The sequence below is a fragment of the Vreelandella boliviensis LC1 genome (assembly GCF_000236035.1).
In the GTDB taxonomy this organism is placed as follows: domain Bacteria; phylum Pseudomonadota; class Gammaproteobacteria; order Pseudomonadales; family Halomonadaceae; genus Vreelandella; species Vreelandella boliviensis.
The window spans coordinates 1645735-1662106 of sequence record NZ_JH393257.1 but is presented as its reverse complement, the minus strand read 5'-3'; the positions used below and the strand labels follow the sequence as shown (position 1 = coordinate 1662106).

At 56.3% G+C, this 16372-nt stretch carries 15 protein-coding genes; 10 read left to right on the top strand and 5 right to left on the bottom strand.

The genetic code is table 11. The annotated features are described in order from the left end of the window. The first annotated feature begins 24 nt into the window (after positions 1-24). The gene (gene pqqD, locus KUC_RS07420; RefSeq protein ID WP_007112543.1) at positions 25-309 is read left to right on the top strand and encodes a pyrroloquinoline quinone biosynthesis peptide chaperone PqqD; all 285 of its coding nucleotides are present in this window, start codon (positions 25-27) and stop codon (positions 307-309) included. Next, on the top strand, positions 302-1525 hold the full coding sequence (pqqE, locus tag KUC_RS07415; protein WP_141243412.1) for a pyrroloquinoline quinone biosynthesis protein PqqE: 1224 nt from the start codon (positions 302-304) through the stop codon (positions 1523-1525). Before pqqD ends, pqqE begins: the two co-directional genes overlap by 8 nt. Before the next feature lie 24 nt (positions 1526-1549). Here the strand turns inward: pqqE and KUC_RS07410 are convergent, their stop codons facing one another. The 3 genes from KUC_RS07410 to KUC_RS07400 form a co-directional block, all read right to left on the bottom strand. After that, the gene (locus KUC_RS07410; protein ID WP_050804817.1) at positions 1550-2146 is read right to left on the bottom strand and encodes a rhodanese-like domain-containing protein; all 597 of its coding nucleotides are present in this window, start codon (positions 2144-2146) and stop codon (positions 1550-1552) included. Positions 2147-2153: 7 nt separating this feature from the next. Then, complete coding sequence (locus tag KUC_RS07405; RefSeq protein ID WP_040479829.1) at positions 2154-2840, bottom strand: pentapeptide repeat-containing protein; 687 nt, start codon at positions 2838-2840, stop codon at positions 2154-2156. A gap of 72 nt (positions 2841-2912) precedes the next feature. Further along, positions 2913-4814, bottom strand: a complete 1902-nt coding sequence (locus KUC_RS07400; protein ID WP_007112539.1) for a methanol/ethanol family PQQ-dependent dehydrogenase — start codon at positions 4812-4814, stop codon at positions 2913-2915. A gap of 362 nt (positions 4815-5176) precedes the next feature. Here KUC_RS07400 and pedF point away from each other — a divergent pair, with 362 nt between their 5' ends. The 7 genes from pedF (at position 5177) to KUC_RS07365 (ending at position 14281) form a co-directional block, all read left to right on the top strand. After that, complete coding sequence (pedF, locus tag KUC_RS07395; protein WP_007112537.1) at positions 5177-5581, top strand: cytochrome c-550 PedF; 405 nt, start codon at positions 5177-5179, stop codon at positions 5579-5581. Between the two features lie 20 nt (positions 5582-5601). Then, positions 5602-6429 (top strand): quinoprotein dehydrogenase-associated SoxYZ-like carrier, encoded by an 828-nt coding sequence (locus KUC_RS07390; RefSeq protein ID WP_083825752.1) that lies wholly within the window; start codon positions 5602-5604, stop codon positions 6427-6429. Continuing rightward, a complete protein-coding gene (locus KUC_RS07385; RefSeq protein WP_007112535.1) occupies positions 6426-7367 on the top strand; it encodes a quinoprotein relay system zinc metallohydrolase 1 in 942 nt (313 codons plus the stop codon). The genes KUC_RS07390 and KUC_RS07385 overlap by 4 nt, the downstream gene beginning before the upstream one ends. 11 nt (positions 7368-7378) lie before the next feature. Beyond that, positions 7379-9172: an alpha/beta hydrolase family protein gene (locus KUC_RS07380; protein WP_007112534.1), complete on the top strand. Its 1794-nt coding sequence runs from the start codon at positions 7379-7381 to the stop codon at positions 9170-9172. Between the two features lie 96 nt (positions 9173-9268). Beyond that, positions 9269-10432, top strand: coding sequence for an alcohol dehydrogenase-like regulatory protein ErcA (gene ercA, locus KUC_RS07375; protein ID WP_007112533.1), 1164 nt, complete (start codon positions 9269-9271; stop codon positions 10430-10432). Then, positions 10429-12126 carry an ATP-binding response regulator gene (locus tag KUC_RS07370; RefSeq protein ID WP_007112532.1) on the top strand — a complete coding sequence of 566 codons (1698 nt, stop codon included), beginning with the start codon at positions 10429-10431 and terminating at the stop codon, positions 12124-12126. The genes ercA and KUC_RS07370 overlap by 4 nt, the downstream gene beginning before the upstream one ends. Before the next feature lie 49 nt (positions 12127-12175). Next, complete coding sequence (locus tag KUC_RS07365; protein WP_244264757.1) at positions 12176-14281, top strand: insulinase family protein; 2106 nt, start codon at positions 12176-12178, stop codon at positions 14279-14281. A gap of 6 nt (positions 14282-14287) precedes the next feature. Here the strand turns inward: KUC_RS07365 and KUC_RS07360 are convergent, their stop codons facing one another. Both KUC_RS07360 and KUC_RS07355 read right to left on the bottom strand, forming a co-directional pair. Next, positions 14288-14959 (bottom strand): response regulator, encoded by a 672-nt coding sequence (locus KUC_RS07360; protein WP_007112530.1) that lies wholly within the window; start codon positions 14957-14959, stop codon positions 14288-14290. A gap of 117 nt (positions 14960-15076) precedes the next feature. After that, on the bottom strand, positions 15077-15448 hold the full coding sequence (locus KUC_RS07355; protein ID WP_007112529.1) for a type 2 periplasmic-binding domain-containing protein: 372 nt from the start codon (positions 15446-15448) through the stop codon (positions 15077-15079). A 161-nt stretch (positions 15449-15609) separates the two neighbouring features. On the opposite strand from KUC_RS07355, the gene KUC_RS19995 reads away from it, so the two are divergent. Continuing rightward, the coding region (locus KUC_RS19995; protein WP_244264756.1) for an FAD-dependent oxidoreductase at positions 15610-16372 on the top strand (763 nt) is incomplete at its 3' end.

The following is a 16372-nucleotide window of genomic DNA, read 5'->3' as shown; positions in this document are numbered from 1 at the left end:
TTGACTAGCGTTGGGGAATTCAACATGGCACAGCAAGACATTTACCAACTGCGTCGCGGCTGGCGGTTACAGTGGGAAGCCATCCAGGGCTGCCACGTCATTCTTTACCCCGAAGGTATGGTCAAGCTCAGCACGACTGCCGGAGCGATTCTTGAACAGGTCGATGGCCACCAATCCGTCGCCGACATTATCGCCACCCTACAGCGGCGCTACCCAGGCGCGGAGACCTTAGCAGACGACGTCGTGCAGTTTATCGATGAAGCACGCGCCAACGGCTGGCTAGCCGCGAAGGAGGTTCATTGTGGCTGATACAAACAGGGTGAATCAAAGCACTGCTGAAGCGACCTCACCACCTTTATGGCTGCTGGCAGAACTTACCTACCGCTGCCCGCTGCAGTGCGCCTACTGCTCTAACCCGCTGGCCTTTACCCGCTACCAAAACGAGCTGGATAGCGAAGCGTGGTTTAGCGTGCTGCGCCAGGCGCGGGCCATGGGGGCGGCTCAGTTGGGCTTTTCCGGCGGCGAGCCGCTGATTCGCCAGGATCTTGAAGCGCTGGTAAGCGAGGCACGCAAGCTAGGCTTTTATACCAACCTGCTAACCTCCGGCGTGGGCCTTACTGCACAGCGAGTAGACGCCCTGGCAGCGGCAGGCCTGGATCATATTCAGATTAGTCTGCAGGCCGCCGACCCCGAACTGGCCCAGGCGCTGGCAGGCTCTGCCAAGGCCCACGCCAACAAGCTGGCTATGGCAAAAGCCGTCAAAGCCGCTGGCTACCCTATGGTATTGAACGTGGTGCTGCATCGGCACAATATCGATCAAATTGGCGAGCTGATTGCCCTCTGTGATGAACTCGGTGCGGATGCTGTTGAGCTGGCCAACTGCCAGTATTACGGCTGGGCGTTTTTAAACCGCCAGGCGTTGATGCCTACCCGGGAACAGCTGGTACGTGCCGAGGCGGAAACCAACCGCTGGCGGGAAACCCTGGCGGCAAGGGGCCGCGATATGTCGTTGTTGTTTGTAGTGCCGGACTACTTTGAACAAGCGCCAAAAGCATGCATGGGCGGCTGGGGCAGCATTTTTATGACCGTTGCCCCGGATGGCGCCGTGTTGCCCTGCCATAGCGCCAGGGAACTGCCGATGGCATTTCCCAACGTCAAAGAGACGTCGCTGCAAGACATTTGGTACCAAAGCGATGCCTTTAACCGTTTTCGCGGCACCCAGTGGATGCCAACACTCTGCCAGCAGTGCGACGAGCGCGATAAAGACCATGGCGGCTGCCGTTGCCAAGCTTATTTGTTAACCGGCGATATAAACGCCACCGACCCCGTGTGCCAGCACTCTCCCCAGCATGGGTTGCTAGAGAGCCTGATCGCAGAAAACGCCCAAAGCCCCCTTGATCAAGCGACTCTTATCCCCCGCAATGCCCGCCAATCACAGCAGTTGCAAACAAAACAGTTACAGAGCCAGGGTGGTTCAGCGGAGCCTTCGCCCCGCCAAACGCCCGAGCTGATTTATCGGCAATAAAGCTATTTATCGGTAATAAACCCATTAAGGCTCGCAGGTGGCTCGCTCAGCATGGGCGGGCAGCTGCGGACAAACGGCTGCTAACGAATGACCGTTCGCTTGCCAGCCATCCACCCCATTGGGGTACCAATATAGCTCTTCATAGCCCATTGCCTCAGCGCGCCGAGCAGCATTCCAGGAAAGCCAGCAGTCAGTGCGGCAAAAGAACACCAACGGCGCTGCCTCTGCGTTCTCACGCTGCGCATCGAGTGCTTGCTTAAAGTAATCACGCCACTCATCTTCCAAAGTAGGTGCGCCCACGTTAGGCAGCCAAATACTGCCGGGGATCGTTAAGTGAGGACTATCCTGCAGAAAAAGGCCGTTATGCCAAGTTAGCGCGTAGACATCCACCAGGATGACCGACGACGATTCCAGTAGCACTTGAAAAGTATCGTCACCTAACGTGGTCACCCCTGGTAGCGGTGCAGTGACAGGTGCTTTAAATGGTGGCAACCGATAGCCGTGTTGGTTAAACGCCGCTGCAGGCACTTCAGCACCCGCCACTCCGCTAAATATTCCACTTATCCACACCAAACAAATGATATAGCGGCGCACAGAGTGCGCCGAGTGTTGTGTCGACATGATGACATCACTCCCAATCAAACGGGCAGGCGGTACATCCCTCCATTTGGGCCATTTGGAAGTTACCGTAGTGGATACGTGCACCGGTCATATCGGCATCGTTAAGACGGGCAATGTTCATTTTGACTTCTTGCAGGTTAGCATCGCGCAGATCCGCCCCTATCAGGTTGACCTTATTCATCCAGGCCATTTCCAGGTTGCTGCCCATCAGCTTCGCTCCCTGCATACTGGCCCCAGAAAGTCGGGCGAACTCCAAATTGGCTCCAGTCAGGTCAGCATGATCAAACGTCGCTCCCTGGGCATAAATACTCCAGCTATCCAACCCAACCAAACTGGCATGGGAAAGATCAGCACCACGCAGGTGGGTGCTGGGCATACGCGCGCGATTAAGGTTAGCGTTGCGTAGCGATGCACCTTCAAAATCAACGCTACGTAGATTGCTATGGCGGAAATCCGAGCCTTCTAAGTTGCTGCCCGCAAAGTTAGCGCCTTGCAAATCAAGATTCGAAAAGTCGCCGCCGGATAAATCCATATTGGCGCACTGGGCGCCTGGCACCAGCTCGCAGCCGTTATGCACTGGCGGTTGATACTCTTCAACATAATCGCCAGCAACGACACTGCCTATCGCGCTAAGGCAGAGAAAAATCGCCGTTGTTTGGCGACGCCATAAAGGCACAGTATTACGAGTTATCATTATTGTTCTCTCCATTACCGTTATCTTCATTCAAAAAAGGGCGGCAAAGGCCGCCCAAGAAGTATCAATAACTTAACGTTTAGCCAGATCTTTAACGAAGGACGGCAACTTGAAGACCCAGAACGACCCGCCCTGGGCAATTGGTCGCGTAAGTTCAGCCATGTCACCGCCCCAAAGCGGAACTGCGCCGCCATAACCTGCGGTGACACCGATGTACTGCTCACCGTCCATTTCCCAGGTAACCGGTGGTGAAATAATGCCGGTGCCGACCTGGAACTTCCAAAGTTCTTCTCCGGTTTCAGCATGAAATGCTTTGAAGTAACCATCGCCCGTACCGGTAAACACCAAATCACCGTGGGTAGCTAGCACGCCAGCCCATAGCGGCATAGGCTCTTTATGTTCCCAAGCGTACTCGCCGGTAACCGGATCAACGGCGCGCAGAATACCCACATGGTCGTCGTACATACGCTTAATGCGGAAGCCCATGCCTAGGTATGCCGCGCCTTCCACGTACTCGACTTCCTCAGTCCAGTAATCTTCTTTCCAGTGGTTACCCGGCACGTAGAAGAGTCCTGTATCTTCGCTATACGCCATGGGGTTCCAGTTTTTTCCCCCTAAGAACGGTGGTGATACTTCAACCGATTCGGAACGGGTTTGTCCTTCTTCCAAGCGCGGCGGGCGCTGGCCTTCAGCCTCAACCGGGCGACCGGTTTCCAGATCGATATGGGTAGCCCAGGAGATATTATCGACAAACGGGAAGGCGTTGATGAGCTCGCCGTTAGTGCGGTCAGTGACATAGAAGAAGCCATTACGGTCAGCGTGGGCACCTGCATTCACCATTTGGCCGTTTTCATCTTCGTACTCAAACAATACGATTTCGTTATTGCCCGAGAAGTCCCAGGTGTCGTTGGGCGTGTGCTGATAGAACCACTTCACTTCGCCGGTCGAAGGGTCAATACCCAGTTGACCAGAGGTATAGAGGCTGTCGTAGTCAGACGGATCGCCGTCTTCAGAGGTGCGCGCCCACCCGTTCCAGGGGGCAGGGTTACCCGCACCAATGATAATGGTATTGGTGTCAGGGTCGAAGCTGGCGCTCTGCCATGGCGCACCGCCGCCTTGACTCCAGGCTTGTACTTTGCCGGTTTCGCTGTCTGGGTCATCGGGCCAGGAGGGCGCGCTGGCATCACCCGTCGGGGTGCTCTCCTCACCGTTCAAACGCCCCATATGGCCTTCAACAAAGGGGCGCATCCAAATCTCTTCACCGGTATCCGGGTCACGGGCATAGAGCTTACCCACAATGCCGAACTCATCCCCTGAAGAGCCATGAATCAGCAATACGCGGCCCGTTTCGCTATCTTCTACAATCGTTGGTGCGCCAGTCATGGTATAACCCGCACGGTGGTCACCAAAGCGTTCGCGCCACGCCACCTCACCGGTATCTTTATTTAGCGCCACAATCCCCGCATCCAGCGTACCGAAGAACACCTTGTCGCCATAAATGGCCGCGCCGCGGTTCACTACGTCACAGCAAGGGCGAATATCGCTGGGCAGTCGATGATTATAAGACCACAACCTCTTCCCAGTACGTGCATCAATGGCAAAAATACGTGAATAGGAGCCGGTAACATAGATAACGCCTTCATGGATCAGCGCCTGTGACTCCTGGCCACGCTGCATTTCATCACCAAAGGAGTGAGACCATGCAGGGGTCAGCATCTCTACATTGTCTGCGTTAATTTGATCAAGCGGGCTGTAACGCTGGGCTTTCACGCCCATACCGTACATCAACACCGTTTCAGTGTTGTTATGGTCATTGAGAATATCGTCCCAGGTCACCTCGCTGGCGTGGGCTGTCAGTGCAACGCCTCCAACACCCAGGGCAGAGGCATAAGCAACGGCGGCGGTGAGGGTACGCAGGTGAAAGGGCCACGAAATTTTGCGGGCTGACGTGTTGTTATTGATAGCGTATGTCATGGGTTTTCCATCCGAGTAATGATCACAATGCAATGGCTGCAAAGCGGCCAAGCTGCTGCTTGCGTGGTGCCAGCAAGACTAAGCTCAGCTTAGAAGCCCGGATCAAAAACCCATCTACCCCTCCAGTCGCGTTCTCATCCTGAATTAGCACTACTTCCAAAGGAGGAGGCTAGCGATGCCTAAGGTGCTATAGGTTCGGCAAGTGTGCCTGCCTATGCTCACTCAAGTGACGATACATTGATCCCCTGAGGAGCTATTCCATGACAACGCTTACAACGACAATCTCAAAAACAATTTCAAAAACAATTTCAAAAACAGTCTCTACAAAAACACCCATAGGCCAAGCGGGTGCTATCGCCCTCGTGGCCCTGCTGGCTTCACCACTAGCATGGTCTCACGGCAGCGTGACCCCGCAAGCCGTTGATATTAAAGATCTTGAACGTTTAGGTGACGAGTGGCGGGACGAGAACCCTTACCGCGATCACTCCCAGCAAGAACTGGCCATCGATATTGGTGCCCGCGCTTACAACAGCAATTGCGCCGCTTGCCACGGCCTGGAAGCGAAATCCGGCGGCATCGCCCCCGACCTGCGCGAGCTGGAGAACGGCCCGTGGGGCGATGAGTGGTTCAAAGAGCTGGTCACGAACGGATCCGAGCGCAACGGCCGTGTACTAATGCCACGCATGTCCGACTACGTCAGCCAAGAAGGGCTGTGGGCTATCCGAACTTGGCTAGAAACGGTCAGCATAGAAACTACCGGACAGTAATCCCTAAGCTGGGAGGCACTATGGCAACCCCAACGCCCATCATCACGTTACAACGGCTCGCCGCGGCTCTCACTGCATTCCTCGCAGCGTTTATCTGGCTAATATTTATGTTGCCCTCCACCGCGTTGGCCACCGTGAACACAGCTGAACAGGATCCGCTTAATTCCTTTATGTGGCCTGTGTACCGCGAGCGCTTCCTCGGCGATGCCACCGTGGTGTTTGATGAGCGAGTCATCGTTAACGCGCCCGAGTTCGCAGAAGACTCGGGGCAAGTGCCCATTGAGCTAGACGCCAGCGAATTAGAAGACAGCGGCGAGCCGATAACCGACATCATCGCCTGGGTGGATCTCAATCCTATTCCACGCCTGTTTCACTACTCACCGATGAGTCATGGCCTAGCCAAGCTTTCGTTAAATATTCGCTTGGAACAAGCCTCTGCGGTACGCGTAGCAGTGAAACAGGGGGATACCTGGCATGTGGGCGGCACCTACATTGAAGCAGAAGGCGGCGGCTGTACCACGCCGGGTATTGCCGGCGCCGACAACGATTGGGAAAACACCTTCGGCGAGCTGCAGGGTCGGCTGTTTGCCAATGAAAGCGAACAGCGCCTGCGGGTGCGCCTTTCTCACCCCATGGACAGCGGCTTAATCCCCAGCCAACCCGCCTTTTACGTACAGTCGTTTGAGCTGCTGGATCAGCAGGGCCAGCAAGTGGCCGCGCTGGATATCGAAGCGTCAGTGAGCGCCAATCCCACCCTAGGGCTTCATATGCGCCCCTCTCTGGAAGGCTATGTCATTGGCGCCCGGGACAACAACGGCAACCGCTTTTCTATTGGTCTGCAACCATGAAAACGCGCTTTTTAGCGGGCCTAGCGCTGCTTACCACACCGCTAGCGGCCAGCGAGCCGGTCATGTTCTGCGAACGTCCGCTAACGGCCCAGCCGATTGCAGAGAACACCTGGATGGTGGAAGGCTTAAGAGAAGAGCTTTCCACCAGCAACTGCGGCCATATCGGCAACCAAGCATTTATTGCCACACCCAACGGCACCATCCTCATCGACAGCGGCAGCAGCCCACACTTTGGCGAAGCACTAAAAACACTGATTGCTCAGCACAGCTCCCACCCCGTGCGCTGGGTTTTGAATACCCACCACCATCCCGATCACTTTTTCGGTAATGCCGCCTTCGACGAGGCAGAGCACCTCACCTTAGCCAGCACTCGTGCGCTGATGGCCCGCGACCGAGAAGCACTGATCGATAACATAGAGCGGCTGACCGGGCGCAACTTGGCGCGCTCGCATATTGCCCTACCCGACACAATTGAGGCAGGTGAGGTAACGCTGGGAAGCTACCCACTCATGCTATACGCAATGAGCGGACACAGTGGTGGTGACTTAGTCATTATGGATCACTCCACCGACGTGCTGTTTTTGGGCGATATGGGCTTCTACCAACGTGCTGCCGCTACTGCTCACAGCCCTGGTTTGCAACAGTGGCAGGAAGAGCTTAACGAGCTACGCGGCCTCAACGCCAGAATCGCCGTGCCCGGCCATGGCCCCAGCGCACCGCCCGAAACGGTTTTTGACCAAACGGCTCATTACCTCGCATGGTTAGACCAGCACCTAAGTGATGTGGCTAACGAAGGGCTGGGTGCCAACCATGCCTTGGCCGTCGAAATTCCTGACGCCTTTAACACCATAGCGCTCACTAAATACGAGTTTACCCGCAGCGTGGTGCAGCTTTACCCACGCTACGAAGCACGGTTGCTGTGGGGCACCCCACAATAAGGAGCACGCCTATGCTACTTACCCTGGCAGATGCTGCTGAACCCACTGACACATTGGGCGAACTGCACAGCGACGCCCAGGCCGTTTACTGGCTAGCTCGCTGCCCGCAAACGGGTGACATGCAGCTTTGGGGATGGACGGCTGGCAGCAACGAGGCGCCGCAATGTTTGATAGAGGACGCGGTGGGCAGCCGGGTGAACCAGTACGGCGGCGGCAGCTATACGCCACTGCTAGGCGGCGTCGTATGGGTGCGCCAGCAAGATCAGGCCATTATGCACCTCGACCACCACGACGCCAGCCACTGCTGGCAGAAGCGGCCACAAACAGCTTACGGAGGGCTGTGCGCAGACCCTAAGCGCCAGCGTGTATTAGCGGTAGAGGAAGATACCCATGGTCAGCGTCTGATCGCCCTCACTGCCAGCAATCGACACGTATTGACAGAAGGCGCCGACTTCTACGGCGCGCCGATATTAAGCGACGACGGTAACTATCTAGCGTGGGTGAGCTGGTCACTGCCTAATATGCCCTGGCAGCGTAGTCAGTTGCATCTCGCACAGGTGGCGGCTAACGGTAGGCTTGAAGCCTTTGAGCGCTGGGACTTCGGCGCGGCAATTAGCCAACCACAGTTTGGCCCCCACAACGCGCTGATTTGCATGAGCGATCACGCGGGTTGGTGGCAACCCTGGCAGGTTAACCTGGCCTCTCCCCTTTGCCTGAGCAGCGACCCGGTTGACCACATCACCACACCGTGGCAACTGGGCGAGCGCCAGCATGCCTGGCGCAGCAGCAGGCAACTCTACTGCCAACTGCACCAGGGGGCAGCTCAGCTATATCGCCGTATCGGCGAGCAGGTGGAAGCACTGCTACCAGCCCCGGGCCGCGTGGCAAGCATCACGCTGGCAGAACACGGCGATTATGCCATAGTGCAAAGCGCCACCAGCGGCGCCCAACTTATACACTTTGCGGAGAACCGCCCACGCCGCTGCTTAGTGGGTAACATCATGGGTAACTTAGCGGGCAGCTTAAACTTAGTGGATAGCTTAGTGACCAAAGCACCTGCCGCCGCCCAGTGGCTGGAAGCCCCCGTTGGCAGCGAAGGCGATACGGTTCACGGCTTCTTCTACTCGGCACTTGAAAGCCACTACGCGCCGCTGATTGTACGCATTCACGGCGGGCCTACCGCCGCCACTTACCCTGTTTACGACCCGCTAGTGGTCTACTGGCAGCAGCAGGGCTTTCATGTGTTGGATATCAACCCACGCGGTAGCGGCAACTTTGGCCGCAGCTACCGCGAGTGTTTAGCGGGCCAGTGGGGCATCAGCGATACTGACGATGTGATCGCCCTGGTTAACGCCGCCTGCCTACGCTTTGCGATAGATAAAACGCGCTGCTTTATCCGTGGCCAAAGCGCTGGCGGGTTTACCGCCCTCAATGCCCTGGCCGCCACGCCACTGTTTACTGCGGCCACTAGCCTATATGGGGTAACCGATGCGCTAACGCTAGCGGCCAAGACGCACCGCTTTGAGTCTGGCTACCTGGGCTGGCTAATCGGTGACGAGCCTCTGCTCGCCCAGCGCAGCCCTGCCTATCAAGTCAGCCGTTGCCAGCGCCCTCTGCGGGCACTGTTTATTCAAGGTGGCAAAGACGTCGTGGTAGTACCAGAACAGACCCACGCTATGGCGCGACATATTCAGCGCCACGGTGGACAGGCACAAACGCTGCTGTTTGATAACGAACGCCACGGCATTCGCCATCCTAAAGCTCGCCAAACCATGCTGGCTCGCGAGCTGGCCTTTTATCAATAAGATGACTTGCCCCCTAACGACGGCACCAAGGTCGTAACGCAACAATCTCCTAAGGTGCTTAAGATAATGGTTAACAATTATAAACGAGACCGCCCCATGACTTCGCCGCTCACGCAACTTCGTAAGTTTGTCGCTCCTGAAATTATTTTTGGCGACGGGGCGCGCCACGCTGCAGGCAACTACGTCACTACTTTCGGGGCAGAAAAGGTACTTCTGGTCTCTGACCCAGGCGTACTGCTGGCAGGCTGGGTGACCGATATTGAAGCCAAACTGCTGGAAGCCAATATTGCCGTTGAGCGCTTTACCGCCGTATCCCCCAACCCACGGGTAGATGAGATTATGGCCGGTGCCGAAATCTATCGTGAAACCGGCTGCAAAGCGATTGTGGCGATAGGCGGTGGCAGCCCGATGGACTGCGCCAAGGGGATTGGTATCGTCACTGCCCACGGTGGGCACATTCTCGATTTTGAAGGCGTTGATACTATTCGCGTGCCGATTCCTCCGCTGATTTTTATTCCTTCAACGGCGGGCACCTCGGCGGATATCTCCCAGTTTGCGATTATTTCCGACCAGCAGCGGCGCATGAAATTCTCGATTATCAGCAAGGCCGTAGTGCCGGATGTGTCGCTGATCGATCCTGAAGTCACCATGACCATGTCGCCCTACCTGACCGCGTGTACCGGGGTGGACGCGTTAGTGCATGCCATTGAAGCCTTCGTTTCAACCGGCAGCGGGCCGCTCACCGATGCCCACGCCCTGGAAGCCATGCGTTTGATCAGCAGTCATCTCGAGGCGCTGGTGGCGAACCCCACCGATGGCGAGCTGCGCGCTCAGGTAATGCTGGGCAGCATGCAAGCGGGCTTGGCGTTCTCAAACGCGATTTTGGGCGCAGTACATGCGATGTCGCATAGTTTGGGCGGCTTCTTAGATCTTCCCCACGGTTTGTGCAACGCTATGCTATTAGAGCACGTGGTGGCCTATAACTACGCAGCTGCCCCCGAGCGTTTTAAGCGGGTCGCCGAAGCCGTCGGTATCGACTGCCGGGGGCTGTCACAGCAGCAGACCAAACAAGCGCTGTTTCGGTATTTAGTCGATTTAAAACATGCGGTTGGCCTGGGAGGCACGCTTGGCAAGATGGGCGTCTCACGCAGCGACGTGCCGTTTCTCACCAACCACGCGCTGGGCGACCCCTGCATTTTGACCAACCCGCGCCGTTCCAACTCACGGGATGTAGCGGTGGTGTACGAAGAGGCGCTATGAAAAAAGCCAACGACCCCTCGGGCTTTTCGGTCAGCGATCTGCTCGGGCTGGGTCAGCAGTCGGCGCGCAAAAGCTACTATCGCGAGCTTTCAGTGCGCTTAGAAGAGCTTGAGGTTGAGCGCAACCGCTATAAATGGCTGTTTGAAAACGCACTACACGGTATTTTTCAGGCATCGCTCTCCGGTAAGCTGCGCGCCGCCAACCCGGCACTTGCCGCCATGCTGGACGACCCTAGCGTGGCGCATACGCTGGAGCGCTGTGCGCGCTTTGACGCGCTGTTTGTTAACGCTACTACTGGGCTACAGCTGCGCGACCTGCTGCTCATTCAAGGGCACGTAACAGGCCAAACCACCTTGCTGCAGGGAGCCTCTGGTCGCCAGGTTCCCGTCGCCATTACGCTGATCAAAAAGCCCGCCGAACTTGCCGGAGACGAAGACCTGATCGAAGGCTTTGTGGCGGATATTACCGAGCGTGAGCGTGCCCGCCAGCACTTGGAAACACTCAACGCCCACTTGGAAGCCCGGGTAGCTGATCGCACCCAGGCACTTGAACGACTCAACGAGGAGCTTAGAAGCGCGCGCGATGCTGCCGAGTTTGCCAACCACAGCAAAGACCGCTACCTGGCCGCCGCTAGCCATGACCTGCTGCAACCCATGAATGCTGCACGCTTATTGGTGGCCTCACTACAGGAGCGGCTGAACGACAGCGATAATCTAGCCCTGATTGAGAGGGTGCAAAACTCGCTGGAAGGCGCCGAAGCGATTCTTTCCGATCTATTGGATATTTCAAAACTGGATCACGGCCAGGTACAGCCGCAACTGCGCCACTTTAAACTCGACGATATTCTTGGCAATCTCACTGAGGAGTTTGCCCCCGTGGCGCAACGTAAAGGGTTAACGCTGCGCTATGTGCCCTGCCATCAAGCGGTGACCAGCGACCCTCATCTACTCAGCCGGATTGTGCGCAACTTTCTGGCTAACGCTTGCCGCTATACCCAGCGTGGCGGCATTTGCCTAGGTGTGCGACGCCACAGTGACGACAGCCTAGCCATACACGTCGTCGATAGCGGTATTGGTATTCCCGAAAGCGACTACCAGCTTATTTTCCGCGAGTTTCATCAACTCAACGCCACCCGCGCTCGCGATCGCCAGGGCGTTGGCCTGGGGCTTGCGATTGTGGAGCGGATTAGCCAGCGCCTTGAGCACCCGCTTTCTGTGCGCTCTGCACCCGGCCAAGGCTCCTGTTTTGCGGTTAGGGTGCCCCGAGCCAGCGGCATTTCCTTTATCCAAACACCCACCCCCAGCGCGCCGTTTTCTGCTGACGCCGAGTTCGAAGGAGTGCGCGTACTGATCCTGGATAACGAACCCGCCATTCTTGAAGGCATGGCGCTGTTGCTAGGTGAATGGCAGATCAGTTGCGATACCGCGCTGGATGTGGAGACCGCCAAAGCCTGCCTGGAAGCGCCGGATATGCTGCTGGTCGACCTGCACTTAGACGATAACGTGACGGGGTTGGAGGCCATTCGACAACTTCGCCACCACTGGCATGACCCGCACTTGCCCGCAGCCATTATCAGTGCTGACCGCTCTGACCACTGGCAAAGGCGGTTACGCCATGCCGGCGTTCCGCAGTTAAACAAGCCGGTACGACCCGGCAAACTGCGCGCACTACTAAGTAGTTTGCTCAGTGGCTAACCTGAGTTTCCCAAAGACCTGTATCTCCCTGCCTAACGGAGTGCAAGGCGTGCTGGCCCACGCGGCCCACTTAACCCACGCTCACGTCAGCATCACTATAGCAGCGGGCTATTTGGATGAACCGCCCGCCCTGCCAGGCCTAGCCCACTTACTGGAACACGTGCTCACCACCGCACCACTGACAACCTCCTATAACACCAGCCTGCTCACTTGGTTTGCCCAGCATCAGGGCCGCCTGAACGCCCACACCGATGACTACGTCACCGATGTGCATTTCTCGATACCGGCAGATAGCCTAGAAACGGCGGCTCTCACTGTTGCCAGCCAGTTGGCCACGCCCACTATTTCATCACCGACCATTCGCACCGAAGTCGCCGCCATTGACGCCGAATGGCAAGCTCGCCAGCACAGTTCGGCAATGCAACGACTATCGGCCATTGCCACGCTCAGTGACCCGCAGCATATTGGTGCAGGCTGCCGCCACGGCAACGCACAAACCCTGGGCCATAACACTGGGTTGCTTTATGAGGCGCTGACCACGTTTCACCGCGACCACTACCACGGCGGCCGCATTAGCATTGCGATTATCAGCCCCAGGGCTGCAGAAGCGATGACCCGCCTTATTCAACGCATGGCTACGCTGTTTAACTCGCTACCGTCCAACGCCCCGGCGCTTGCCATGACGCCCCGCTGGGGCGACCTGCCCCGCGCGAAGATGGTCGGGACGGCCAACGCCGTTGAGCTGTTGTGGCCGCTACCCACATCCATTTCACGTCATCAGTTTAGCGCCCTTAGTGACGTTGCTGATTCGTTAAACCAAGGCTACCTGGTGGATCAGTTAGCTGACTCGATTATCGACTACCACGCGACTGCCGCCCCAACCGGGGCTACAGACGCTTTCAGCTTGACGCTAACCGGTACCGCGGCGCAGGAACGACTGGAAGTGCTTGCCGATTCCCTCAGTGAACGCCTGGCAGCCCTGCTCGCGACGGCCCCTATTGATCACCGCCCCGTTTGGCAGCCTCCTGCCGGTACCGTGCAACTGGTGTCGGCGTGGTTTGTCTATGCGCGTCAGCAAGCACTGGCACGGCGGCTTGCTGCACATACAGCGACTCAACAAGATTTCCCCAACAGGGCCCGCAGGCAGGCTCCCCACTGGCTAGTTTATAGCGCACCAACAACACTCACGCATGCTGGCGATGCGGCACAATTGGCGGCCACCCCCAAGGTGCAGCGTTGGTGCGGCCAGTATGGTGTCAGCGATGATTTCGCCTCACTTGCCGACACCACCTGGGCAGCCTGCTTTATTCCCAATGCGATGTTTCTCCCCGCCCCACTGGCCGCCAAGCGGTGCGCCCGTAGAGGCGTGATATGCCAGCACATGCAACTAGCGCAGGGCAGTTGGGTGATAACCGTGGGTGAGGGAGCGGCCGTTGCCATGCAAACCTTGCTGAAAGAAGCGAATGTTAATACGGCAATTGCCCCCCAAGGGCTTCTGGCTCAGCGGTTGTTACAGCGCTTAACCCAGCTGCCTGCCACGCCTGCGGTATGGGTTTCCCATGCAACAGATGCAGACGCTGTTTGCCACGCACTTGCAGATTTGGCTAGCCGCATAGCAACACGTTCTGTGCAGACGCCTTCTATCAATGAGTCAGCCAGCACAGCCATCATGCGCACACTGAGCTTACCGGGCACGCCCACCCAGCGCTGGCTATTAGCGCTTGTTGAGCAGCACCACAGCGCGGCATTTTTTCAGCAGGCGCGGTATGACCATCACTTGGGGTATGTGGCAGCGGTACGCAGAGGCGACGGCACACCCTGCTCACTTGGCTATGTGGTGCAAACCAGCGAAGACGCTGAACCGGTAGGTGAAAAGCTACTCTCCATCACCGATGCCCTGTGGCAAACGGCGGATGATGCCCTACAGACACCAAACTCTCTTGAACTCTCGCTAACACCGCCTGAAACACCCCTTGCCGCGCTGATTATCCAGTGGCAAAGCCTCTTGTCAGGCACCGATCAGCCACTGCATCGGCTTGGGCAGCAAAGCATCGATTCACAGACGCTTACCGATTTACTCACTCAGATAAACACCCACGGTCACTGGCAAACCCACTGGTTAGATAGCGCTGGCCACTATCTAGTCAACGATTGAGGCGAGTCAGCGCTTGAGGAACTGAGAAAAATCGATATCGTTGGCCGATAAAATTGCTTGTACGCGACTGGTCACACCCAACTTGCGCAAGATCGCCGACACATGAGCTTTCACCGTGGTTTCCGCAATATTAAGATGATAAGCAATCATCTTGTTAGATTCACCGCGGGTCATGTGTTCCAACACCTGTAGCTGTTTGCGGGTCAGTTGGCGCAGCTGTTCCGCCGTAAAACCCTGCTCCTGGTGGCGACGCTTACGAATACTGTCCGGCGCGCGCATAGCATCGGCGGGTAGATAGATATTGCCTTTCAGTACCTGGGCAATGGCGTGGCGCATCTGATCACGGGGCAATGATTTGGGAATAAACCCCGCTGCACCACAAGAGACCGCCTGAAGAATAATCTGCTTATTCTCTTCCGCAGAAACAATCACCACCGGAATCGTAGGGTGCTCGTTACGCAGCTGCAAAAGACCCGTTAACCCGTTCATGCCAGGCATATTTAAATCTAGCAATATCAAGTCAAGATCAGGATCTTGCTGGGCATGAGCGAGAGCCGCATCAAAGTCTTCCACCTCTATAACCTCAGCATCTGCGTAAGCTTCGCGGATCACCCGCGCCATAGCATCACGTACGAGAGGGTGATCGTCGGCAATCAGGAGTTTATACGTTGCTATCATTATTATGGTTGCCTGTGGTTTAGCTAAATCCTGCTTACGGTGTCTTCTCTAACACTCTACTCAGTCATCCCCCTTTGTTGAAGCAACTTCCCACCATCAAGCGGCCCTCGGTTCCTCCTAAGAGGCTTTCTGCTGGAATGTATCGGCGAATTCAACCAGTGATTGAGTCAGGCAGTTTTCAATGTTGCTAGGACGCAGGCCGCTAATATCGGCAAGTTCCACATGCAGTTCACTGGCAAACTGTTCTAGCTCAAGCGCCTTACCCACGTAGTGATTTTGAGTAGCCGCCAAGCAGTCCAACGCCTCATCCATCCACGGAGTCTGAATCACGCCGCTGGGCAGCGCGCTTTGGCTATCCAACCCTATCACCGTATCGATTTGGCGTTGTTCCAGTCCCTCACTCAGTACATCCGGGGTAATCAGTTCGATTGAAAAACTAATTTGCCGCCGCGACGCTTGGGCTGGAATTTTTGTATACGTTGGCAGCATCTAGATAGCACACAACCGTGCTGACCTTAAAAATCGTGGCGAGATATAGCTGAATTGTTATGCCTTGCGACAAAGTGTCAATAGCGTTTTCCGAGCATAGGGCTATTGTTAGTAATAACAATATAACTAAACAACACCTGCCTTTGCTCTTGGAGTTCGCCATGCACAAGCCTTTGTTGTTCAGCCGTCGAGAACTGTTAAAAGTAGGCACTGGCCTTGGTGTTAGTAGCCTTTTGCCACTAAGCACAATCTCTGCTGACACCTTTAGAACCCAGGCTCACATTGTAATTCTTGGCGGTGGTGCAGCGGGTATGGCAATGGCCAATCGATTGGCTAGGCGCCTTCAGGGCGGAACCATCACATTAGTAGAACCCCGAGAAATACATCATTACCAACCGGGTTGGACATTGGTGGCTTCAGGGGTTTGGCATCCCGGTAAAACCATGCGCCCAAACGCACAGTTTATTCCCCGAGGCATCCATTGGGTACGTGAACATGCTGCCGGCATCGACGCTGATAACAAGCGGATCTCACTTGCTAGCGGCACGATGCTTGACTACGACTACTTGGTCATAGCCACTGGCATTCAACTCAATTACCACTTAATCGATGGTATGACGCCAGAGCTGGTAGGCCAGCACGGGATTGGCAGCGTGTATGCCAGCCTCGATGGCGCAACACGAACAAACCAGGCCATTCAAACGTGGCTAGACAGCGGCCAGGGAAAAGGGATTTTCACGGCAGCCCCAACGCCAGTAAAGTGCGCTGGGGCACCGTTAAAAATGACGTTCACTACGCTAAGTCGATTAGAGGCTTCTGGTCGGCGCGACGCTTTCGATGTGGAGTATATGGCGCCTGGCACTAGTCTTTTTTCTCAGCCCTGGGTCAACGAGTTCGTTAAGCAGCGCTTTGATGAGCAAGGTG

Bases quoted from the DNA above. Each gene is read 5' to 3' on its own strand.
- pqqD (WP_007112543.1), top strand. From the start codon at position 25: ATGGCACAGCAAGACATTTACCAACTGCGTCGCGGCTGGCGGTTACAG.
- KUC_RS07410 (WP_050804817.1), bottom strand. From the start codon at position 2,146: ATGTCGACACAACACTCGGCGCACTCTGTGCGCCGCTATATCATTTGT.
- KUC_RS07405 (WP_040479829.1), bottom strand. From the start codon at position 2,840: ATGATAACTCGTAATACTGTGCCTTTATGGCGTCGCCAAACAACGGCG.
- KUC_RS07400 (WP_007112539.1), bottom strand. From the start codon at position 4,814: ATGACATACGCTATCAATAACAACACGTCAGCCCGCAAAATTTCGTGG.
- KUC_RS07390 (WP_083825752.1), top strand. From the start codon at position 5,602: ATGGCAACCCCAACGCCCATCATCACGTTACAACGGCTCGCCGCGGCT.
- KUC_RS07385 (WP_007112535.1), top strand. From the start codon at position 6,426: ATGAAAACGCGCTTTTTAGCGGGCCTAGCGCTGCTTACCACACCGCTA.
- KUC_RS07380 (WP_007112534.1), top strand. From the start codon at position 7,379: ATGCTACTTACCCTGGCAGATGCTGCTGAACCCACTGACACATTGGGC.
- ercA (WP_007112533.1), top strand. From the start codon at position 9,269: ATGACTTCGCCGCTCACGCAACTTCGTAAGTTTGTCGCTCCTGAAATT.
- KUC_RS07370 (WP_007112532.1), top strand. From the start codon at position 10,429: ATGAAAAAAGCCAACGACCCCTCGGGCTTTTCGGTCAGCGATCTGCTC.
- KUC_RS07360 (WP_007112530.1), bottom strand. From the start codon at position 14,959: ATGATAGCAACGTATAAACTCCTGATTGCCGACGATCACCCTCTCGTA.
- KUC_RS07355 (WP_007112529.1), bottom strand. From the start codon at position 15,448: ATGCTGCCAACGTATACAAAAATTCCAGCCCAAGCGTCGCGGCGGCAA.